Genomic DNA, 21,899 nt, shown 5'->3' with positions numbered 1-21,899 from the left:
TGCATTATACTACATTTTTCTTCACAGTAAAAGCAGGAAGGAGAAAGCCCTTTTATTTTTTCTTCCCGGAAATATATCTATGTATCAGGACCGAGAATACACTGATCATCACAAGAAGCACTGCGGAAAGCCAGAATGCCGGTGATCCGGGATTCTTGATATTTGCTCCAAATATCGTGGCTAGGATAACTCCCGGAAATGTTCCCAGCATCCCGCCCAGCATATATACTTCAAACGGGATCTTCACCGCGCCCAGAAACAGGCTCACTGCATCCCCGGGCAAAAAATTCAGCGTTCTCATAAAAAAAGAGATATACAGCGGATTTCCGTTCTGATAGTCCACCACTGTTTTCAGCTTCGGATATTTGGAAGTAAGATTCTCCACCATGGAAGAGCCGGAAAAACGTCCCATCCAGTAAGGAAGCGCCAATGTGACTGCTCTTCCCAGAAAGTTCACCAGAAGTGCTGTTCCTGTAGAAAACAGATGCCCTACAGCAAGCTGCAGGATCGCAATTGGAAATATAAAAGAGACACTTTTCACTGCATAAAGCCCAAGCATAAGTAATGCAGCCTTAACAGGTTCCTCCGGTGTATAGCTTAAGATCCTTTCCACAGACAGATCCTCTCTATAACGGATACAGAAAAGGAGAAGCACAAGAAGGAGCACCGCCGGCAGATATTTTCTGATGTTATCAATCATTTTTTTCATGGTCTGATCCCTCCGTTTTCAAAAAAAGAGCACCGGCACCTGTTTCCGGTACCGTGCTCTTTCATAAGTTCTGCTTTTTTAAGTTTCAGGATCAGCAGCCTTTCTTCGCTGCCTTTCTCTCCTGGTCTTCCTTCCACATTTCCTCTGCTACCGGCTTCCAGTTTTCAGCATACCGGTCACATTTCGCACAGAGATGCTCTGCACTCTCCGGTGACTGAAGATCTGTGGAATGTGCTCCGGATTTTTCTACCATTTCTCTCAGCTTCTGCGGATTTTCAAGCATCGGGCATGGACGGTACATATTGTCATTAAACGGCTGTCCGTCATGATATGCCATCATCATCGGAGACTGCAGTGCTTCCAGAAGTGTTTTCTCGCGGATATTGGAATCAGAATAATGGATAAACACACATGGATCGATATCGCCGTTTGCATTGATATGCAGATAGCGACGGCCGCCTGCAATACATCCTCCCACAAACTCTGCATCATTCTGGAAATCCATGGCAAACAACGGCTTTGTTGCACGGTATTTACGGATACGCTCATAGGTTTCTCTTCTCTGTGCAGGAGTAGGAAGCAGCTCCGGTGCTGCATCATTTCCAACCGGCATATAATGGAAATACCAGATAAAGTACGCTCCAAGATCGATCAGGCTGTCGTAAAATGCCTCTGATGTGATAGACTCGAAATTTGCACTCGTATAACATGCAGAGATACCAAATACAAGCTTCTTCTCTCTGAGAAGATTGATGGCCTTGATAACCTTCTGGTATACACCATTTCCTCTTCTGCCATCTGTTGCAGTCTCAAATCCTTCCAGTGAAATTGCAGGAACAAAGTTTCCTACCCGAAGCATATCATTTGCAAAATCCTCATCGATCAGTGTTGCATTTGTGAAGGAAAGGAAGATACAGTCATTATGTTTCTCGCAAAGACGGATCAGATCCTTTTTTCTTACAAGTGGCTCTCCGCCTGTGTAAATATACATATAAACGCCAAGCTCCTTACCCTGGCGGATGATGTCATCGATCTCATCGTAGGTGAGGTTCAGCTTGTTTCCATACTCTGCTGCCCAGCATCCTGTACAGTGCAGGTTACATGCACTTGTTGGGTCAAGAAGGATTGCCCACGGGATATTACAGCCATATTTCTCACGGCATTCATCCTGTTTCTTCCAGCCTGCAAGATTTGCATTGATAAAGAAGTTTGCAACCAGAGTTTTCATAACATGCGGATCAATATCAGTTACCAATCTATGAATAAACGGATAATACGGATGTTCCGGATTAGAAATGGCTGCGCGGATCATTGCTCTCTGTGTAGGAAATCCACCACCGGAAAATTTATCTGCCCAGTCCATGATCTTGATAAAATTCTTATCCGGATCTTTATAAACATAATTGAATGCCTGTTCAAGTCCGAATTTCTTAAGTGTGTTCATTGCGCTCATACTATCTCTCCTTATTTCTCTCAATGTAAATATGCAATCTAGCTAAACGGACATCTTCATTCCGTCACACTGCATTTCGAGTACCAAAGCTTTCTTACTATCTTTGCCTGACTCATGGTGTTACTGTACGTTTTTTCCATTTGAATAACAATAGGCAATATAATTGGCATGACCAAAAACTAGGCAAATCTGTTAAAATGCCTAAATATTATTGGCATTTATTCTAAATAACATTCGTTATTTTTGTGCATACTTACCGATTTTACGATGTTTATCCATATAAAAAACACCCTGGCAAAGGCAGAAATATCTTCCGCCCTGCTTCGGGTGTTTTTGATTTATCTTATTACTTTACTACGATATTGATGATCTTCTTCGGTACGTAAATTTCTTTGATGATATTTCCGGAAATCTTATCTGCAACTGCCTTCTTTCCTTCGGCAATCGCATCTTCTTTGGAGATTTCTGCCGGAATACTGATAACAGCCTTGGTCTTGCCGTTGATCTGAACCGGAACCTCGATCTCATCATCCTTCATAAGCTCCTCATCGTGAGCCGGCCACTGTGCATGGAAAATGGAATCCTCATGACCAAGCTTCTCCCAGATCTCCTCTGCAATATGAGGAACAAATGGCGCAAGAAGAATGGTAACTGTCTCGATGGTTTCTTTGTCAACAGCGCCGTCATTCTGCTTTGCGATAGCGATCAGCTTGTTTGTGTATTCCATAAATCCGGACACTACGGTATTCAGGCTGAAGGCCTCAAGTCTGCTGGTGATATCATATACCATCTTATGACGGGTCTTCTCCATCTCTTTGGTAGCCGGGATATCTTTCTCAATGCTGTCAAGAGCCAGATTCCAGAAACGTTTCAGGAATCTGGATACACCATCGATTCCTCTGTCATCCCATTCTGCATCCAGTTCCGGCGGTCCTACGAACAGCTCATACATACGTAAGGAATCACATCCGTAATCATTTACAAGATCATCCGGTGAAATAACATTTCCTTTGGATTTACTCATCTTGATTCCGTTTTTACCTGTGATCATACCCTGGTTGAACAGCTTGACAAACGGCTCATCGAAATCAATAGCTCCGATATCATACAGGAACTTGGTGTAGAATCTGGAGTACAGAAGATGAAGAACAGCATGCTCTACACCACCGATATACATATCTACCGGCAGATATTTATCAGCTTTCTCTTTGGAAACCAGTTCTTTATTATTCTTATTATCTACATAACGGAGGAAATACCAGGAAGATCCTGCCCACTGAGGCATGGTATTTGTCTCACGTTTTGCAGGAGCACCACAGCATGGGCATGTGGTATTTACCCACTCGTCAATAGCTGCAAGCGGTGACTCTCCGGTTCCTGTCGGCTGGTAGCTTTCTACCTCCGGAAGTCTTAACGGAAGCTGATCCTCCGGTACCGGTACCGCACCGCATTTCGGGCAGTGTACGATCGGGATCGGCTCACCCCAGTAACGCTGACGGGAAAATACCCAGTCTCTCAGTTTGTAGTTGACAGTCTTACGTCCGATACCCAGCTTCTCGATGATATGCGGTGCTTCCTTCTTCAGTACGGAAGATTCCATTCCGTTCCACTCACCGGAGTTGATCATGGTTCCGGAAGCCTCTGTGTAAGCTTCTGTCATATTCTGAATTTCTTTACCATCTTTTGCGATAACCTGGATAATCGGAATATCGAATTTCTTTGCGAACTCAAAGTCACGGTCATCATGAGCAGGTACACACATGATAGCACCTGTACCATAATCAGCAAGTACATAGTCAGAAAGCCAGATTGGAAGCTTCTCGCCGTTCAGCGGATTGATCGCATAAGTACCTGTGAACACACCGGTCTTCTCTTTATCCTGAAGACGGTCTACATTGGATTTCATGGAAGCATCAAAGATATATTTCTCTACAGCCTCTCTTGTCTCGTCTGTTGCAAGAGATTTTGCAAGAGCATGCTCCGGTGCAAGTACCATGAATGTTGCTCCATGAAGAGTATCCGGTCTTGTTGTATAGACCGTGATCTTCTCTTCTCTTCCCTCAACCGGGAAATCGACCTCTGCGCCGTAGGATTTGCCGATCCAGTCTGTCTGCATCTTTTTAACCTTCTCCGGCCAGTCCAGTTTATCCAGATCACTTAAAAGTCTGTCTGCATATTTTGTTATGCGGAGCATCCACTGACGGAGGTTCTTTTTGGTAACCGGAGTGCCACAACGCTCGCAGCATCCGTTTACAACCTCTTCATTTGCAAGACCTGTCTTACAGGAAGGGCACCAGTTGATCGGGAACTCCTTCTCATATGCAAGCCCCTCTTTGAACATTTTTACAAAGATCCACTGTGTCCATTTATAGAACTCCGGATCTGTTGTGTTAACCTCCATATCCCAGTCATAGATCGCTGCGATATCGTTGATCTGACGTTTGATATTTTTGATGTTTGCTGCTGTAGATACTGCCGGATGAACACCCATCTTGATGGCATAGTTCTCAGCCGGGAGACCAAAAGCGTCCCATCCCATCGGATGGATCAGGTAATAACCCTGGAGCATTTTATAGCGGCTCCATACATCAGAGATCACATAGCCTCTCCAGTGTCCTACATGAAGACCGTTTCCGGACGGATACGGGAACATATCCAGACAGTAGTATTTCGGTTTCTTGCCATCATTGACATTTACCGGCTTTTTCTCCCAGTTTGTGCGCCATTTCGCTTCGATGGCTCTATGGTTATAAGGTGCAGCCATTTTTTTATTCCTCCTGACAAATTACTCAGTATTAATACTTTAATGCTTTCACACACTGCTATTAATTTTAACTACTTATGATGTATTTGTCAAACAAAAATCCAAAAACAGCCTTTTTCCATCAAAATATACATGAACCTGCAATCCTGGCCTGGTTTAGTTGACGCTTCTTTTTTCACATGATATAATTTCCTGCATGTATTTTCCTATATTATACATACCATACATATTTATCTTAGGAGGGAACACATAAATGAAATCTTTTTATTCCTGGTACCGGAAGCATATTACCGGTGCGATCTTTACAGGACTGATCCTGGGTATCCTCACAGGACTTTTCCTGGCCGGACGGTTTGAACCTGTCCTCACTGTGACCAGTCTGATCGGAAGTATCTACATGAACGCCCTGAACATGATGATCTTTCCCATGGTCTTCTGTTCCATTGTCATTGGAATCTGTTCCATCGGAAACGCACGTACTACCGGCAAGATCACTGCAGCATCCATGATCTATTTTCTCTGCACAACGGCACTTGCCAGCCTGTGCGGACTGATCATCCCGAGACTGATCCATCTCGGAAAGGGAGTCAAATTTGAGATGGCAACAGCCGATATCCAGGCTACAGAAATGAGCAGTATCCTTGACACCCTGAAAAACCTGATCCCTTCCAACCCAATCGCCGCATTTGCTGACGGAAACATGCTCCAGGTTCTGGTGTTTGCCCTGATCATCGGTTTCACACTGATCGCAGTCGGTGAAAAAGGAACTCCATTCCTGAATCTGATTGATTCCATCAATGAAGTATGCCTGAAGATCATCACAACCATCATGTACTTTACACCCATCGGTGTTTTCTGTACCATCGTACCGGTTGTGGAAGCCAACGGAACTGAAACGATCATTTCCCTTGCAACACAGCTTGTCATTCTGTATGTGGCATTCTTTGGCTTCGCTATTGTAGTGTACGGTCTCTCTGTAAAGCTGATCGGCAAACAGAGTCCGCTGAAATTCCTGAAAGCGATCCTGCCAGCAGCACTGAATGCCTTCGGAACCTGCTCAAGCTCCGCAACCATTCCATTAAGCAAGCAGTGTATGGAGGAAGAAATGGGCGTATCCAACCAGATCACCAGCATCGCCATTCCTCTTGGTGCTACCGTTAATATGGATGCTGTATCTATCCTGATGTCCTTTATGATCATGTTCTTTGCAAACGCCTGCGGGATCCATGTAAGTATTCCTCTTATGATCATTATCCTTCTTGCAAACGTACTGCTTTCCGTTGGTACTCCAGGTGTTCCCGGTGGTGCTATCGCATCTTTCGCAGCACTGGCAACTATGGCCGGACTTCCTGCCGGAGTTCTTGGTGTTTATATCAGTATCAATACCCTCTGTGATATGGGCGCCACCTGTGTCAATGTTATCGGTGACATGGCATGCTGCTCTGTACTGAAAAATGTTATCCAGATTGAGGAAGAAGCATAAACAAATCTTTCTGAAGTGTTATTTAAACAGAATGCGAATTACTTTACATAAAATATTTTATGTAAAGCAGCAATAGCAAAAGCCGTAAGATATATGTTTAAGAAACTTTCACATATACTTACGGCTTTTCTGTTTATCAACTGTTCACATCCTGTATTCTTTATACTGTTTAACGTAAATGATGTAACACAGAAATTTATATTTCATTTTGCTGACTTTATTTTTTCAGAACACGGTAATTTTCTTCTCTGTCGTAATCCTTATGGACCCCATCGTCCTCATATAAGGTATACTCCGCACCTTCATATCCGAGAAGCTGCATATTTTTTGTATCCAGAGCTGCCACACATTCCGCTGCTTCTGCAACCGGAATACATTTTCCCTTCCGGATAAACAACGGAATCTCATTCAGTGCCACCTCTACATAATGAACACCCTTTTCAAGGATCTCCTCTGCAATGGTTCCATCCGGAAGGAATTTCACAAACTTCATCTCCTCCGGAAGATATACATAACGGCCTCTTGCGTTCTGTTCATAAACCGGAGCGATCATGATCTCATTTCCAAGAAGCAGCTGGTCTTCCACATGTACAGCAATCTTATCCTCCGGATAAACAAAGCCCAACGGCCGGAAATACATATCATCGTTCAGAGCCGCCTTCATATATTCACTGTAAAGATATGGAATAAGACGATATCTTACACCGATCACATGACGGAAATCTTCCACATTTTCAAACTGGTAGCATTCCTGCTCTCTGGTACCGATCGCTGTATGATCACGCATCAGCGGTGTGAATACTCCAAGTGCCAGGAAACGAAGCAGCAGTTCTCTTGTTGTATCAGCGCCAAATCCACCCAGATCTGCTCCTGCATACAGGAAACCACACATATTCAGAGATGGCATCATCTTCAGGTTCAAAAGGATATGAGCCCACCAGGATTTATTATCGCCGGTCCAGATCCCACCATAACGATGCATACCAATATAGGATGATCTGGAGAACATCAGAAAACGTTTTTCCGGATCGATCCGTTCAAAAGCCTCCCCTGCTGCTCTGGTCATATTGTAGCCAAACAGGTTATGGACTTTGTCATGGCGGATCTTTCTGCCATCCACATTATGGTAAAATCTCCGATAATCTTCCGGATTGTTTGCAACATTGCGAAGTGCACTCTGCATCTTCCAGATATGGATCTTTCCTTCCGTATCTTTTGCAAATTCTCCTGCAAGCTCTTTGACCTCTTTCATTCCCTCTGTGGAATAGAAGATCGCTGGCTCATTCATATCGTTCCAGAAACCGTCGATTCCCTTCTCGATCAGGAAACGGTATTTGTCACCGAACCATTTTCTGGCATCTTTGTTCAATACATCCGGAAAATGAGTATCCCCCGGCCATACAGCAGCTACAAAATCACTGCCGTCCTCTCTCTGGCAGAAGTAGCGGTTTTTAACACCCTCCTCATAAACATCGTATCCCGGCTCTACCTTGACGCCGGCATCGATGATCGGGATCAGACGGATATCCTGATCCTTCAGTTCCTTTACAAATTCCGGAAAATCCTGAAAATTCTCTTCACTTAATGTAAAGTCCTTATAAGACTGCATATAATCAATATCCATATAGATCATATCAATAGGAATATGATTTTCACGATATCCAGCTGCAACCTTCCGGAAATCCTCTTTTGTAGTATAGCCCCATCTGCTCTGGCCAAATCCAAAGGCAAATTTCGGCGGGATATAGCTTCTTCCGATCACATGACGGAACTGCTTTACAATATCATAGGGACTCTCCCCTTCAATCACATAAAGCTTCAGGTCTGCATTTTCGCAGGTTACCTTCATGGTATCCATTCTGGTATAGCCAATGTCAAAGGTGATCGCTGCCGGATAGTCAAAAAACATTCCAAAGGTTTCTTTTCCGGACACAATGATAAGATTATGTGCACCGTACAGGGAATGTTTATCCTCTGTATGCTCCGGATCATCGGTACAGTTACTGGTGTAAATGAATCCTCTCTTGTTGATACCGCGGTTGGATTCTCCCAATCCGTAGACGATATCCTCTTCATCCATGATATAAGTAAAAGAAAATCCATCTTCTGCACAGATTTCTCCATATCCTGGCTTTCCTTCTGCTGTCTCAATGTTTTCTGTCAGTGCCTCAGTCTCAAAGGGCTCTCCATATACATATTTTTTTATCATTTTTCCCTCTCCTGTTACAGATTTCTGTAAAGAACAAATGCCTCATAAGGTTTCAGGACCACTTTCTTTCCAAAATCCTTTCTTCCAAGATTTGTGATCAGACATTCTGCATTTTTCTGAAATTCTTCCGGAATTTCCATTTCTGCCACATGCTCACTGAAATTGCAGACTGTGAGAAGCTTCTCTCCCTCAAGAGTTCTGGTATATGCAAAAATCTGATCATGATCTCTGTAAAGTGCCTCAAAAACACCGTAAACGATCACTGGTTTTTCTTTTCTTAAACGGATCAGCTTCTGATAATAATGGAAAATAGAATTCGGATCTGAAAGCTGCTGCTTCGCATTGATCTCCTTATAATTAGAGTTTACCCTGATCCATGGCGTTCCCTCCGTAAAGCCGGCCTGATGAGAATCCTCCCACTGCATTGGTGTTCTGGCATTGTCACGTCCTCTCAGCATCAGGCACTTCATCATATATTCCGGTGTATAAATACCTGCTTCTGTATATTCATGGAAATACTGAATACTCTCGATATCACGATAATCCTTAAGCTCTGTAAAATAAGCATTGGTCATTCCAAGCTCTTCTCCCTGATAAACATAAGGAGTTCCCTGCATCATATGAAGACAGGTTGCCAGCATCTTGGCTGAAGTTTCCCTGTATGCCGGATTATCATTTCCAAATCTGGAAACACTTCTTGGCTGGTCATGATTTCCAAGAAACAGACTGTTCCATGCTTTTCCCGCAAGCTCTTCCTGCCATTTGATCATAACCTTTTTAAATTCCTGGAAATCGTATTTCTCGGTAGTCCATTTACCATGGTCTGATCCCTGGCCCTCTACATGCTCAAACTGAAACACCATGTTCAGCTCATTTCTGTCCTCACCTGCATATTTCTGTGCCTCTTCGATAGTCACACCGGAGGTTTCTCCAACTGTCATCACATCGTATCGGGATAAAACCTCTCTGTTCATTTCCTGAAGAAACTCATGGATCCTCGGGCCATGGACGCAGTAAGGACCAAAATCACCGTATAATCCTCCATTCATTTCTCCATCCGGATATGACTGATCCTTGGAGATCATGCTGATCACGTCCATTCGGAAACCGTCGATTCCTTTTTCACACCAGAAATTCATCATATCGTAAACTTCCTGACGAACCTTTTCATTTTCCCAGTTCAGATCCGGCTGTTTTCTTGAAAACAGGTGAAGATAATACATCTCTGTCTGAGGATCATACTCCCATGCAGGTCCTCCGAACGCACTTCCCCAGTTATTCGGTTCTTTTCCATTCACCGGCTCTCTCCAGATATAGTAATCCCTGTAAGGATTATCTTTGGATTTCCTGCTTTCAATAAACCAGTTGTGTTCATCGGAAGTATGGTTTACGACCAGATCCATGAGGATCTTAATGCCCCGTTTATGCGCTTCTTCAAGAAGCTTTTCATAATCCTCCATGGTTCCATATTCTTTATAGATCCTGCGGTAATCGGAAATATCATAGCCATTGTCATCCTGCGGAGATTCCAGCATGGGTGAGATCCAGAGAACATTTACTCCCAGTTCTTTCAGATAGTCCAGTTTTTCTATGATCCCGGGAATATCACCAATTCCGTCTCCGTTGCTGTCCTTAAAACTTCTCGGGTAGATCTGATATACCACGCTTTCTTTCCACCAGTTTTTTTTCATGGTAAATTGCCTCCTTTTTCTGTTGATTCTGAAATCAGCATATCCTATCCCACCTTTAAAATCAATAAGTTTCTCGTGAAACTTAAATTACTGCCAAACTTTTCTGTTTTTTTTATGCAGTTTTAACAATAAAGCACTACTGGCCTCTAAAAATAATTTCCAACCGTATTTCGATGATGTGCCAGGAAAAGTCATCACAACATAAAAAAAGAGATCCTGCTACTCTTTTACAGAATCTCTCTTTACAAGCCAGACAGGGCTTTTTACATTTTTTTCGGCAGGTTCCTTTCCCTCTGCCATAAGAAGCAGCTTCCGCAAGGCCAGAACTGCTTTCTGATGAACATCCTGATGAATGGTGGTCAGCTTTGGCCTGACGATCTGCGCATAAAAATTATCATCAAAGCCGGTAATGGAAATCTGATCCGGAATCCGAATTCCCCTGTCTGTAAAAAAATTGATGGCCTCCACAGCTGTGTAATCCGAAGAAAATGCCAGAGCCTTTGTCTCCAGAAAATGAGGCAGCAGCTCTTCATATTTTTTCAGTCTGCGCCGGGGTTCCTGGGGAACCACCACATAGCGGGAGCGGCTGCAGAAGCCGCCATTTTTTTCCATAGCCTGTTTGAATCCAAGCCATCTGGCATAATCACTGTCCTGCTCTGTTTCCGCAACAAAAAGTGCCCGGTGGTATCCACAGGAATGCAGATATTCCCCAATCTGATATCCGCCGGAATAATCATCCACTCCTACATTCTGAAAGCTATATCCACCCTTCGGATAGGCATCGATCAATACCATTTTTTTATTCAGCTTTCTGGAAAGCTGATGATACTGTTCTTCATTATACCCTATAATGATAAGACCCTCTACATTCCAACGGGATGCCATATCTACCACATTATCGATCCGTTCACCGCCAATGAGCATAATATAATAGCCTCTGTTTTCTGCTTCGACCTGCAGCGTTCCGGTGATCTCTCCCACAAAAGAATCCTGCAGAGACTGCATACCATGAATGAAGGAAAAACCAAGAACCACTCCAATGATCCTTGAGCCGTGTCCGGATAGCATCACAGATCCCATGTGGGGAACATAATTCTGCTCCTTCAGAATCGCCGTGATCCGGTCAATGGTGCTCTGTGAAACCCGTTTTGTATTTCCATTGATCACATTGGATACGGTTGTACGACTGACACCTGCCATATCCGCGATATCCTGCAGCCTTATCATTTCATTGAATACTGCATCAGCTCATAATGAAGCTCACAGCCCTCATAGATTTCTGCCGGAAGTAATGCTCTGGCAACTACTTTCAGTTCCTCCTCCGGCTGATCCACACGCTTCAAATGTGCATAATCTCCGTCAATCTGTTCCACGATATAATCACATACTAACATTTTTTGTCCTCTCTCTTTTCTTTTTTGCTCATACTTCAATAACCTGTATGAGCGCAATTCGTTTTTCTGACTGCTTATTCACGAACGCATCTAAAAACAGGCTACAGCAAATGCTGCAGCCTGTCAACTCTTTATTCTGCCCTCAAAAAATATCTCTGTTTATTCGTCAGCACTGTCAACCTTGCTTGCGCGTGCCGCGATCTCTTTCTCCTGGATATCATTAGGAGCCTGCTCATAGCGTGCAAATTCATAGGAGAAATCTCCGCTTCCACCGGTCATGGAACGAAGGACAGTGGAATAACCATAGATTTCAAGAAGCGGAACATCTGCCTCAATGATGGTATTTCCTTCGTGGTCCGGATTCATTCCGAGAACACGACCACGTCTCTTGTTCAGATCTCCCATAACATCACCGGTATATTTATCCGGAACTGTAACCTTCATGGAGATGATCGGCTCAAGAAGTACAGGAGACGCTTCCATAAAGCCCTTCTTGAAGGCAAGGATAGTTGCCATCTTAAATGCCATCTCAGAAGAATCTACCGGATGATAAGATCCATCGTAAAGGGTTGCCTTCACACCAACAACCGGATATGCAGCCAGAGGTCCCTTGAGAACACATTCCTGAAGTCCCTTCTCAACAGCCGGGAAGTAGTTCTTCGGAACTGCACCACCTACAACTACCTGCTCAAATACATAAGGTGTCTCCAGATCGCCAGATGGCTCAAAGCGCATCTTAACGTGGCCATACTGTCCGTGTCCGCCGGACTGTTTCTTATGTTTGCCTTCTACATCTGAATTCTTACGGAGTGTTTCACGGAACGGAACCTTCGGTTTGGAAAGCTCCACATCCACTTTATAGCGCTCCTTCAGCTTGCTGACAACGATATCAAGATGCTGATCACCCATACCGTAGATCAGGCTCTGACGGTTTGCACTGTCATTGACAACCTTCAGTGTTCTGTCCTCTGTCATCATCTTGGCAAGGGACTGTGCGATCTTATCCTCGTCGCCCTTTTTCACTGCCTTAAATCTCTTATATGTATATGGTGTGGAAAGTATAGCCTTTGGATAAAGGATTGGATTCGCCTTGGTTGCAAGGCTGTCACCGGTCTGTACACTGCCAAGCTTGGCAATGGCACCGATATCCCCTGCAAAAAGCTCCGGAACTTCGATCGGTTTGGAACCTTCCATGACATAAAGCTTGTTTACACGCTCCTCTGTTCCTTTCTCTACATTAAGAAGTGTATCATCGGATTTCAGCACACCGGAGCATACCTTGATCAGAGAATATTTACCAAGGAACGGATCCGCGATAGTCTTAAATACATAGGCGGATTTTGCCTTGGCAAAGTCATAATTGGCCTCAAAGATCTCGTTAGTCTTCTGTGCGATACCATTGCAGGAACGTCCGCTTGGGCTTGGGAAGTAACCGCAGATATCATCCAGAAGGTTAGATACACCGCGAAGGTTCACCGGTGATCCCATGCATACCGGAACAATACTTCCATCCTGTACATTGGTTGCAATAGCGGCTGAAACCTCTGCTACGGAGAAGGTATCTCCCTCAAAATAACGGTCCATAAACTCTTCACTTGTCTCTGCAACAGACTCCATCAGAGTTTCATGATATTTCTCAAGATATTCGGTCAGATAGTCCGGAACCGGGCATTCTTCTTTACCGGCCTTGTCAATGTATCTTCTTCCGGCCTGTTTCACAACATTGACATAACCTACAAACTTACCATCCTCACGGATTGGGAAATGAAGAGGAGCGATTCTCTTGCCGTACAGCTCTGTCAGCTCTTCCACGACCTCACGATAGCTGACATCATCCACGTCCATATCGGTAACAAAGATCATTCGCGGAAGTTTATATTTCTCGCAGAGATTCCATGCTTTCTGTGTTCCAACCTGAACACCGGCCTTACCGGAAACAACGATAATCGCTGCATCTGCTGCGCTGACTGCCTCTTCAACTTCTCCCACAAAATCGAAATATCCGGGAGTATCCAGTACATTTACCTTCATCTTATCCCATGGTACCGGAATCAAAGAAGTTGTGATGGAAAAATGTCTCTTTATTTCTTCCTTGTCATAATCGCTGACAGTATTGCCATCCTCAACACGTCCGAGTCTGTTTGTCATACCTGCCAGATAAGCCATTGCCTCAGCCAGTGTTGTTTTGCCTGCGCCACCATGACCTAATAGGACTACATTTCTGATTCGGTCTGTTCTGAAAACGTCCATATGTAATACCTCCCTGTTTGTCTTACTTAATATGTTCACATTTTACTAAATTTCCATGCAAATTTCAAGTATTTTATTCAATTTTGACAACTTTTTTTCAGAAAGTTTTTCGTATTACCGTCAATTAACACAGAACAGTCGTCTATCTTTCAGAATTTCCGGTTTACATACTTTTTCACGGCATCCACAGAACGGTTCAGTACCAGCTCTTCCGGAAAATTCAGTTTAGTCAGAAGGTCTCTGGCAAGATCAAATTCCCCGATCAGAAGATCAAAATGGGCATCACTGTCCATAACCACAGGTACCCGATATTTTTTGCAGTATTCCAGCATGATGGTATCATTCTCTACTGCATTCTCACGGTTACAGTCAGGGTCCATGGAGTGATTGTTCAGCTCCAGGACTTTACCGTATTCTCTGGCGCCCTGTACAAGCGCCTCATAGTCAACCTCGTATCTTCCGTCATCCGGATGTCCGATGATATTGACACACGGATTCTTCATAGCATTAAGATAGGCCTCCGTATTCTCCTGTCTGCTGCCTGGTCTGATGCATGGAACATGAAGACTTGCAATGACCACGTCCAGCTTCTCCAGGGTTTTCTGCTCAAGATCTACCGTTCCCGCCGCATCCAGGATATTTACCTCCGAACCCAGAAGCAGCTGGATCCCGTACATTTCACGGGGTACTACCTTTATATTCTGGAAATAAAACTTATGACAGGTTCCGGGCATTTTCGGTGCATGCTCTGTGATTCCCAGGAGTTCAAGACCTTTATCGGAAGCAGCCCTGGCCATCTCGCGAAGTGTGCAGTATGCATGTCCGCTGGCTACGGTATGTGTGTGAAGATCCATAACTGACTGATATTTCATGATAAATTCTCCTCTGTATCTTATATTGTTTTTTTCTTATTATATTATACGTCCGAAATCTCCGATTTCTCAAGCCTTTTTCTATTGTTACTGTTCACTCCGTTCTCAGCAACACGCTTCGCGATGCACAGAATTTATGCTGATCACATAAATTCGCGCGGTATGTCTCGGGTTTTCCGTGACCTTCGCTCACAAAAAACACCTCGCGGAATATTACCAATGAACAGTAACTTTCTATTACTCTTCCCTGTTCGCAAAACATTACCGGTAAACAGCTACAAAAATGGCCTTCCTGTTTCCGCTAACATTTGTTGACATTTTTCACACTTTCTTTTACAATATAGTCGTGATTTACACTATTAAAGAATAAAAGTAAAAAGTAACCTGAAAGGACTCTGAAGTACTATGAAAACCATAGGTTTTATCGGCCTTGGACTGATCGGCGGCTCCATTGCCAGAACCATCCGAAAATTTCACCCGGATTATCGCCTGCTTGCCTTTGACAAAGACAGAAGTGCTCTGGCAGAGGCAGTCAGTTTAAACGTGATCAACGGGATCTGTGATATTGACGATGAGCAGTTATATAACTGTGATTATCTTTTTCTCTGTGCACCTGTAGAATTTAATGTGGAATACATGGAAAAGATCAAAGATTCTCTTGGAAAGAACTGTATCCTCACAGATGTAGGCAGTGTAAAAAGTGTTATCCACGAAAAAGTAACCGAGCTCGGACTTGAAGGACGCTTCATCGGCGGTCATCCTATGGCAGGCTCCGAACGCAGCGGTTTTTCCAATTCCAGTGATCATCTTCTGGAAAATGCTTATTATATCATCACTCCGGGAGGAGAAGTTGCTTTGGAAAAGATTTCTGATTTCACAGAACTGATCTCCTCTCTTGGTGCGATCCCCCTTGTTATCACTGCAGAAGAACATGATTTCATCACGGCAGGAGTCAGCCACCTTCCTCATATCGTAGCCTCCGCTCTTGTAAATCTTGTAAATCTTCTGGATAACGACGCCCAGTATATGAAAATGATCGCAGCCGGCGGTTTCCGTGATATCACACGTATTGCCTCTTCTTCACCGGTTATGTGGGAACAGATCTGTCTGGAAAATCAGAAAAACATTTCCACGGTTCTGGATGAATTTATCCGTATGCTGATCCAGATCCGCTGTTCCATTGACAACAAAGAAGCTGACAACATCTTTGACATGTTTGCAAGCTCCAAGGATTACCGTGACTCCATTGACATTGTAGACAACAGCCTGATCCCCCGCTCCTATGTCCTTTATATCGATGTGGCAGATGAGGCCGGTGCCATTGCAACCATCGCAACCATCCTTGCAACAGAAAAGGTCAGCATCAAAAATATCGGTATTATCCACAACCGAGAATTTGAAGATGGCGTTCTGAAGATCGAATTTTATACAGACGCAGCTCTGGAGCAGGCTAAAGTGCTTCTTACAAAACGTAATTACAAGATCTGCGAACGCTGATATATAAACGGCAGCAGATATCCGATCTGCTGCCATGTATTTCAAAAATAACAATACAGGCAGGTACTAATATGGAAATCAAAAAAGCAAAAAAATTATCCGGCTCTCTTGCCATTCCCGGAGATAAATCCATTTCTCACAGAGCTGTCATGTTCGGCTCTCTTGCAGAAGGCACTACCAAAATCACAAATTTTCTGGAGGGTGCAGACTGTCTCTCCACTATTTCCTGTTTCCGGAAAATGGGTATTAACATTGAAAATACAGAAGGAGAGATCCTGGTCCACGGAAAAGGTCTCCATGGTCTCTGTGCTCCGTCAGAGACTCTTGACGTCGGTAACAGCGGTACTACCACCCGCCTCATCTCCGGGATCCTTGCAGGACAGGACTTTGTATCAGAGCTTACCGGCGATGCTTCCATCCAGAAACGCCCTATGAAACGGATCATGACTCCGCTTTCCCAAATGGGTGCCGATATCGTAAGTCTCAACGGAAACGGATGTGCACCGCTTAAGATCTCCGGAAAAAAGCTCCATGCCATCCACTACAATTCTCCGGTAGCATCTGCCCAGGTAAAATCCTGCGTACTTCTTGCCGGAATGTACTCTGACGGCATTACCCGTGTAACAGAGCCGGTCCTTTCCAGAAATCACACGGAGATCATGCTGAATTACTTTGGCGCCAATGTAACCGCAGAGGGAACAACAGCATCCATCAAACCGGACCCATCTCTTTACGGACGTGAGATCCTGGTTCCGGGAGATATCTCTTCTGCAGCTTATTTTATCGCAGCAGGTCTTCTTGTTCCCAACAGTGAGATCCTTCTGAAAAATGTGGGGATCAACCCGACCCGTGACGGCATCCTCCGTGTATGCAGGGCCATGGGAGCAGATATCACTCTTCTCAATGAAACCACAGAGGGCGAACCTACTGCCGATCTTCTGATCCGCTCCTCTGCGCTTCACGGGACCACAATAGAAGGCGCGATCATTCCTACTCTGATCGATGAACTTCCGATGATCGCCGTTATGGCAGCTTTTGCAGAAGGAACCACTGTTATCCGGGATGCACAGGAGCTTCGTGTCAAAGAGTCCGACCGCATCCAGGTTATGACGGAAAATCTTCGGAAAATGGGCGCAGAGATCCAGGAAACCGAAGATGGCATGATCATTCATGGTGGAAAAGCCCTTCATGGCGCAGAGATCGATTCTCATCTGGATCACCGTGTAGCCATGTCTTTTGCAGTAGCAGGACTGCTTTGTGAAAGAACACTTTCCATCAAAAATGGAGAATGTGTCAACATCTCCTATCCGGAATTCTATTCTGATCTTTATAGTCTGGCTGAATAATTATCTCATATCCAGACAGAGAGCATTTTCATGTATCACAACATCTGTTCCATCAGATGACAGTGCATAAAATGCTCTCTTTTTTTTGTATTTCGTATAATTTTTATTTATTATGGATATCATAATTCCAAAACAAAACCATTTTTTTGATAAATTTTATCGCTTTCCCCACTTTCCAAATTCCTACTATTATGGTATTATTTTTTCGGAAAATAATTATTTCCAGAGAGGAGCAACAATTATGAAAATTTTGTTTTATGACACCAAGAGCTACGATAGAGAATTTTTTGAGAAGCTGCTTCCGTCCTATCCTGGTATTGAAGTTAAATTCATTGAAGCAAATATCCATGAAGAAACCGCAGCTCTTGCCCACGGCTACGATGCCATCTGTGCATTTGTAAATGCAGACCTCGGCGCACCGGTCATTGAAGAGCTTCACCGCCAGGGTGTAAAACTGATCCTGATGCGCTGTGCCGGATACAATAATGTTGATCTGGAAACTACAGCAAAATGCGGGATCCAGGTGGCACGTGTTCCCGGTTATTCTCCGGAAGCAGTTGCCGAACACGCCATGGCACTGGCACTTACCGCCAACCGGCACACCCACAAGGCATATATCAAATGCCGTGAAAATAACTTTGCACTGAACGGTCTCATGGGCGTTAACTTTTATCAGAAAACTGCCGGCATCATCGGCACCGGAAAAATCGGTCAGGCAATGGCAAAAATCTGTCGCGGCTTTGGCATGAAGGTAATTGCTTATGATCTTTTCCCTAATAAAAATCTTGACTTTCTGGAGTATGTTTCACTGGATGAACTTCTTTCCACCAGTGATCTGATCAGTCTGCACTGTCCGATGACTCCGGAAACAGAGCATCTGATCAACTCCGAAACGATTGCAAAAATGAAAGATGGTGTGATCCTTGTAAATACCTCCAGAGGTGGACTGATCAAAACCGATGATTTGATCGCAGGTATCCGTGATCACAAATTCTTCGCCGTTGGTCTGGATGTTTACGAAGAAGAATCTGCATATGTATATGAAGACATGTCAAGCAGCATTCTTCCTACTTCCACGATCCAGCGTCTTCTGTCCTTCCCAAATGTGACCATGACCTCACATCAGGGATTCTTTACGGTAGAAGCACTGACCAATATTGCGGAGACAACCCTGGAAAACGCAAAAACTTTTATGGATGGAGCTGAAATGAAAAATCTGGTCCACTGATCAGTCTCAACCCTGACATGCAAAATCCCCCGGATACTGATCGTTTATCTGTATCCGGGGGTCTTATTTTGTTCTTTTGATTTTAATAGATCTCGTCAAAAGACTGTCCGTCATCGTCTGTGTAATAAATGCGCTTTGCATCCTGAGTGAAGATCAGCTTCTGTTTCCCTGCATCATCAAGGCTGCACTGCTGATAGGTTACGCCCTCCTCTACCGGAAGCATACTGTCTGCATTATCATAGTCTGCAGCAGTCAGATTGGAGGGTACATGGCCATACTCATAAATGTACTGGGCCACTTCATCTTTATCTGTATAGGTGCCATTTTCATCCAGTTTCTTTTCGCTCTGTGAGTCTGCTGCATCCGATGAAGCGGACCCATCTGTGTCTCCTGATCCTGCAGCATTTTCAGAATCCTGCAGCTGCTCCAGGTCGCTTTCATCAGCTACTGCCATCTCATCGTCACCATTCTGGTCCATGGCCTCCACTTCATCCTCACTCAGAGGTTCCAGGTCATCCTGAAAAGCAGATTCGTCATATTTTTCCTTATCTTTGCATCCTCCCAGCATCATCGCTGCCACCCCGGCAAGCACCAGGATAAAATATCTGAACTTTTTCATGGATCAATCTCCTTTCATGGAATATCGTTCTCGTAAAAGTGCAATTTCTCTTTTCCATCCTTCATCATCATTTGGTGTCTCCAGAATAAAGGGAATTCCCTCAAGAGCCGGATGGCACACCACATTCACAAGTGCATCCAGGCCGATCTGGCCTTCGCCGATCTTTGCATGGCGATCCTTATGACTGCCCAGTCCGTTTATACTGTCGTTAAGATGAACAGCCTTCAATCTGGAAAGGCCGATCACCCGGTCAAACTCATCAAGAACACCATCCAGATCATGGACAATATCATAACCGCCATCCCATACATGACAGGTATCCAGGCAGACACCCAGTTTATTATTTTTTTCCACCCTGTCAATGATATCACGAAGCTCCTGAAACGTTGCTCCTACTTCCGAACCCTTGCCGGACATAGTTTCCAGAAGGACGGTCGTACTCTGTTCTTCTGTAAGGACATCATTGAGGATTTCCGCAATTTTGGTAATTCCCGTCTCAGTTCCCTGCCCTACATGACTGCCCGGGTGAAAATTATAATAATTTCCCGGTGTATATTCCATACGTTTCAGATCGTCTGCCATGATCTCTCTTGCAAAATCTCTCAGATTTTCTTTTGCGGCACAGGCATTCATGGTATACGGTGCATGTGCCACCAGCTTTCCAAAATGATTTTCCCTAGAAAGCTCCAGAAATCTTTCCACATCTGCAGGATCGATCTCTTTTGCCTTGCCTCCTCTGGGATTGCGGGTAAAAAAAGCGAACGTGTTTCCACCGTTTTTCAGCATCTGACGCCCCATGGCAGCATAGCCTTTGGACGAACTTGTATGATTTCCGATATATAATACCATATCAGTACCATCTCCCTGTAGTTTATATTTCTGCCTTTTGGCCTAACTATTATATCAAAAACTTCTTTTTCTGAAAAGTCCGCGATTCTTTCTTTACAATACTTACCATTCTTTCTATAATAAAGATATCTTTACATACGAAGGAGAAAAAGAATGGCAAACGACAATCGAAGGCGGCCGCCTCATGGCCATGATCCGGAGCAGGCACGCAGAGAAGCCACCAAAGCACGGGAAGCACGGCGAAAGCATTCTGGTTCTGCATCCCGTAATTCCCGTTCACGTTCCACTGGGACTCGCAGGAATGACATCAGCAAAAAATCCAGATATTACCAGGTACGCCGTCAGAAAATGTTTCTTGCAGCTGGCGGGATCCTGATCATACTTATTCTTGTGATCATTTTTTCCGCACGTGCATGCATTTCTTCCCGGAAAGCTGCAGAAGCCGCTGCACTGCAGAAGGCCCAGGAAGAGGAGGCCGCAAAAAAGGCAAAAAAAGAAGCTGCTGCTGTGAAAGATCCCGTTTCACTGACGCTCAGCGTAGTCGGGGACTGCACATTGGGTACCGATGAGACCTTTGATTATGACACAAGTCTGAACGCATGCTACGATAACAACGGCAAAGATTATTTCTTTAAGAATGTAAAAAGCATCTTTGAGGCAGATGACCTGACAATTGCCAATTTTGAAGGAACTCTCACCGATTCCGATGCCAGAGAAGATAAAACCTTTGCATTTAAAGCACCTGCCGAATATGCTCAGATACTCACCAGCGGTTCCGTTGAAGCCGTAAACACTGCAAACAATCACAGCCATGATTACGGAGAGCAGAGCTACACGGATACTCTGACTGCTCTGGATAATGCAGGCATTACACACTTCGGTTATGATGATACTGCGGTTATGGACATCAAGGGGATCAAAGTTGGCCTTGTCGGAATTTATGAGCTGAAGGATCATCTTGGACGCGAACAGCAGCTGAAAGATAATATCGCAAAGGTCAAAGCAGATGGGGCAGAACTTATAGTTGTGATCTTCCACTGGGGCAATGAGACCGAAACAGTTCCTGATACCAATCAGATGACCCTTGGCCGTCTTGCTATCGATGAAGGTGCAGATCTGGTATGTGGCCATCATCCGCATGTACTCCAGGGAATCGAAACCTATAAAGGAAAAAACATCGTCTACAGTCTTGGCAATTTCTGTTTTGGAGGAAACAGTTCTCCAAGTGATATGGACACCATGATCTTCCAGCAGACCTTCACTGTCACCTCAGAAGGCGTACAGGCTGATAACGTGACCAATATCATTCCCTGTTCTATTTCTTCCGCAGATGGCTACAACAATTATCAGCCAACTCCTGCATCCGGAGATGAGGCATCCAGGATCAAATCCAAGATAGAGGAACGCAGTGCTGCGATTCCTGCCGCGGATTCTTCATCCGCTACATCGGAAGGCTCTGACAGTGAAGAATAAATAGCATAACAAAAAATAATATCCCAACAGATCCTGTAATAATGCATGTTTCCATGCTGCGA

General features: G+C 44.3%; 16 protein-coding genes. 5 read left to right on the top strand and 11 right to left on the bottom strand.

All coding sequences use genetic code 11. The annotated features are described in order from the left end of the window. Nucleotides 1-52: 52 nt before the first annotated feature. The 3 genes from NE638_RS03255 to leuS all read right to left on the bottom strand — a co-directional run bounded on the left by NE638_RS03255 (nt 53) and on the right by leuS (nt 4,926). Nucleotides 53-709, bottom strand: coding sequence for a TVP38/TMEM64 family protein (locus NE638_RS03255; RefSeq protein ID WP_059085891.1), 657 nt, complete (start codon nt 707-709; stop codon nt 53-55). 91 nt (nt 710-800) lie between these two features. Beyond that, nucleotides 801-2,162, bottom strand: a complete 1,362-nt coding sequence (locus NE638_RS03250; protein ID WP_021652633.1) for a radical SAM protein — start codon at nt 2,160-2,162, stop codon at nt 801-803. Between the two features lie 346 nt (nt 2,163-2,508). Further along, a complete protein-coding gene (gene leuS, locus NE638_RS03245) occupies nt 2,509-4,926 on the bottom strand; it encodes a leucine--tRNA ligase (RefSeq protein WP_021652634.1) in 2,418 nt (805 codons plus the stop codon). Between the two features lie 253 nt (nt 4,927-5,179). Here leuS and NE638_RS03240 point away from each other — a divergent pair, with 253 nt between their 5' ends. Further along, nucleotides 5,180-6,409, top strand: a complete 1,230-nt coding sequence (locus tag NE638_RS03240) for a dicarboxylate/amino acid:cation symporter (RefSeq protein ID WP_021652635.1) — start codon at nt 5,180-5,182, stop codon at nt 6,407-6,409. Between the two features lie 217 nt (nt 6,410-6,626). Here NE638_RS03240 and NE638_RS03235 read toward each other — a convergent pair whose 3' ends face one another. The 6 genes from NE638_RS03235 to NE638_RS03210 all read right to left on the bottom strand — a co-directional run bounded on the left by NE638_RS03235 (nt 6,627) and on the right by NE638_RS03210 (nt 14,825). After that, entirely contained in the window at nt 6,627-8,618 is a 1,992-nt protein-coding gene (locus NE638_RS03235; RefSeq protein WP_022426496.1) for a glycoside hydrolase family 31 protein, read from the bottom strand. 14 nt (nt 8,619-8,632) lie between these two features. Continuing rightward, entirely contained in the window at nt 8,633-10,309 is a 1,677-nt protein-coding gene (locus NE638_RS03230) for a glycoside hydrolase family 13 protein (protein WP_022426497.1), read from the bottom strand. Between the two features lie 219 nt (nt 10,310-10,528). Continuing rightward, a complete protein-coding gene (locus tag NE638_RS03225; protein ID WP_021652638.1) occupies nt 10,529-11,536 on the bottom strand; it encodes a LacI family DNA-binding transcriptional regulator in 1,008 nt (335 codons plus the stop codon). Next, on the bottom strand, nt 11,533-11,703 hold the full coding sequence (locus NE638_RS03220) for a hypothetical protein (protein WP_015525206.1): 171 nt from the start codon (nt 11,701-11,703) through the stop codon (nt 11,533-11,535). The genes NE638_RS03225 and NE638_RS03220 overlap by 4 nt, the downstream gene beginning before the upstream one ends. A gap of 159 nt (nt 11,704-11,862) precedes the next feature. Then, entirely contained in the window at nt 11,863-13,953 is a 2,091-nt protein-coding gene (locus NE638_RS03215) for an elongation factor G (protein ID WP_173745767.1), read from the bottom strand. A gap of 149 nt (nt 13,954-14,102) precedes the next feature. Next, complete coding sequence (locus tag NE638_RS03210) at nt 14,103-14,825, bottom strand: phosphatase (RefSeq protein WP_173745766.1); 723 nt, start codon at nt 14,823-14,825, stop codon at nt 14,103-14,105. A 405-nt stretch (nt 14,826-15,230) separates the two neighbouring features. On the opposite strand from NE638_RS03210, the gene NE638_RS03205 reads away from it, so the two are divergent. The 3 genes from NE638_RS03205 to NE638_RS03195 all read left to right on the top strand — a co-directional run bounded on the left by NE638_RS03205 (nt 15,231) and on the right by NE638_RS03195 (nt 18,896). After that, nucleotides 15,231-16,322 carry a prephenate dehydrogenase gene (locus tag NE638_RS03205; RefSeq protein WP_015525209.1) on the top strand — a complete coding sequence of 364 codons (1,092 nt, stop codon included), beginning with the start codon at nt 15,231-15,233 and terminating at the stop codon, nt 16,320-16,322. 71 nt (nt 16,323-16,393) lie between these two features. Then, nucleotides 16,394-17,668 carry a 3-phosphoshikimate 1-carboxyvinyltransferase gene (aroA, locus tag NE638_RS03200; RefSeq protein WP_173745765.1) on the top strand — a complete coding sequence of 425 codons (1,275 nt, stop codon included), beginning with the start codon at nt 16,394-16,396 and terminating at the stop codon, nt 17,666-17,668. Nucleotides 17,669-17,909: 241 nt separating this feature from the next. Further along, on the top strand, nt 17,910-18,896 hold the full coding sequence (locus tag NE638_RS03195) for a 2-hydroxyacid dehydrogenase (protein WP_022426501.1): 987 nt from the start codon (nt 17,910-17,912) through the stop codon (nt 18,894-18,896). 82 nt (nt 18,897-18,978) lie between these two features. On the opposite strand, the gene NE638_RS03190 is transcribed toward NE638_RS03195, so the two are convergent. Together NE638_RS03190 and NE638_RS03185 are read right to left on the bottom strand one after the other, a co-directional pair. Beyond that, entirely contained in the window at nt 18,979-19,515 is a 537-nt protein-coding gene (locus tag NE638_RS03190) for a ribonuclease domain-containing protein (RefSeq protein WP_015525212.1), read from the bottom strand. 3 nt (nt 19,516-19,518) lie between these two features. Further along, nucleotides 19,519-20,364: a deoxyribonuclease IV gene (locus NE638_RS03185; RefSeq protein WP_173740298.1), complete on the bottom strand. Its 846-nt coding sequence runs from the start codon at nt 20,362-20,364 to the stop codon at nt 19,519-19,521. 153 nt (nt 20,365-20,517) lie between these two features. On the opposite strand from NE638_RS03185, the gene NE638_RS03180 reads away from it, so the two are divergent. Continuing rightward, the gene (locus NE638_RS03180) at nt 20,518-21,837 is read left to right on the top strand and encodes a CapA family protein (RefSeq protein ID WP_173745764.1); all 1,320 of its coding nucleotides are present in this window, start codon (nt 20,518-20,520) and stop codon (nt 21,835-21,837) included. Nucleotides 21,838-21,899: the final 62 nt, after the last annotated feature.

Origin of the sequence: Blautia sp. MSK.18.38, from assembly GCF_024460535.1 — a bacterium.
Taxonomy (GTDB): domain Bacteria; phylum Bacillota; class Clostridia; order Lachnospirales; family Lachnospiraceae; genus Blautia_A; species Blautia_A fusiformis.
This window is presented reverse-complemented; position numbering and strand designations above follow the sequence as displayed.

Bases quoted from the DNA above. Each gene is read 5' to 3' on its own strand.
- NE638_RS03210 (WP_173745766.1), bottom strand. From the start codon at position 14,825: ATGAAATATCAGTCAGTTATGGATCTTCACACACATACCGTAGCCAGC.
- NE638_RS03250 (WP_021652633.1), bottom strand. From the start codon at position 2,162: ATGAGCGCAATGAACACACTTAAGAAATTCGGACTTGAACAGGCATTC.
- NE638_RS03215 (WP_173745767.1), bottom strand. From the start codon at position 13,953: ATGGACGTTTTCAGAACAGACCGAATCAGAAATGTAGTCCTATTAGGT.
- NE638_RS03225 (WP_021652638.1), bottom strand. From the start codon at position 11,536: ATGATAAGGCTGCAGGATATCGCGGATATGGCAGGTGTCAGTCGTACA.
- NE638_RS03195 (WP_022426501.1), top strand. From the start codon at position 17,910: ATGAAAATTTTGTTTTATGACACCAAGAGCTACGATAGAGAATTTTTT.
- NE638_RS03230 (WP_022426497.1), bottom strand. From the start codon at position 10,309: ATGAAAAAAAACTGGTGGAAAGAAAGCGTGGTATATCAGATCTACCCG.
- aroA (WP_173745765.1), top strand. From the start codon at position 16,394: ATGGAAATCAAAAAAGCAAAAAAATTATCCGGCTCTCTTGCCATTCCC.
- NE638_RS03205 (WP_015525209.1), top strand. From the start codon at position 15,231: ATGAAAACCATAGGTTTTATCGGCCTTGGACTGATCGGCGGCTCCATT.
- NE638_RS03240 (WP_021652635.1), top strand. From the start codon at position 5,180: ATGAAATCTTTTTATTCCTGGTACCGGAAGCATATTACCGGTGCGATC.
- leuS (WP_021652634.1), bottom strand. From the start codon at position 4,926: ATGGCTGCACCTTATAACCATAGAGCCATCGAAGCGAAATGGCGCACA.
- NE638_RS03180 (WP_173745764.1), top strand. From the start codon at position 20,518: ATGGCAAACGACAATCGAAGGCGGCCGCCTCATGGCCATGATCCGGAG.
- NE638_RS03255 (WP_059085891.1), bottom strand. From the start codon at position 709: ATGAAAAAAATGATTGATAACATCAGAAAATATCTGCCGGCGGTGCTC.
- NE638_RS03235 (WP_022426496.1), bottom strand. From the start codon at position 8,618: ATGATAAAAAAATATGTATATGGAGAGCCCTTTGAGACTGAGGCACTG.
- NE638_RS03185 (WP_173740298.1), bottom strand. From the start codon at position 20,364: ATGGTATTATATATCGGAAATCATACAAGTTCGTCCAAAGGCTATGCT.
- NE638_RS03190 (WP_015525212.1), bottom strand. From the start codon at position 19,515: ATGAAAAAGTTCAGATATTTTATCCTGGTGCTTGCCGGGGTGGCAGCG.
- NE638_RS03220 (WP_015525206.1), bottom strand. From the start codon at position 11,703: ATGTTAGTATGTGATTATATCGTGGAACAGATTGACGGAGATTATGCA.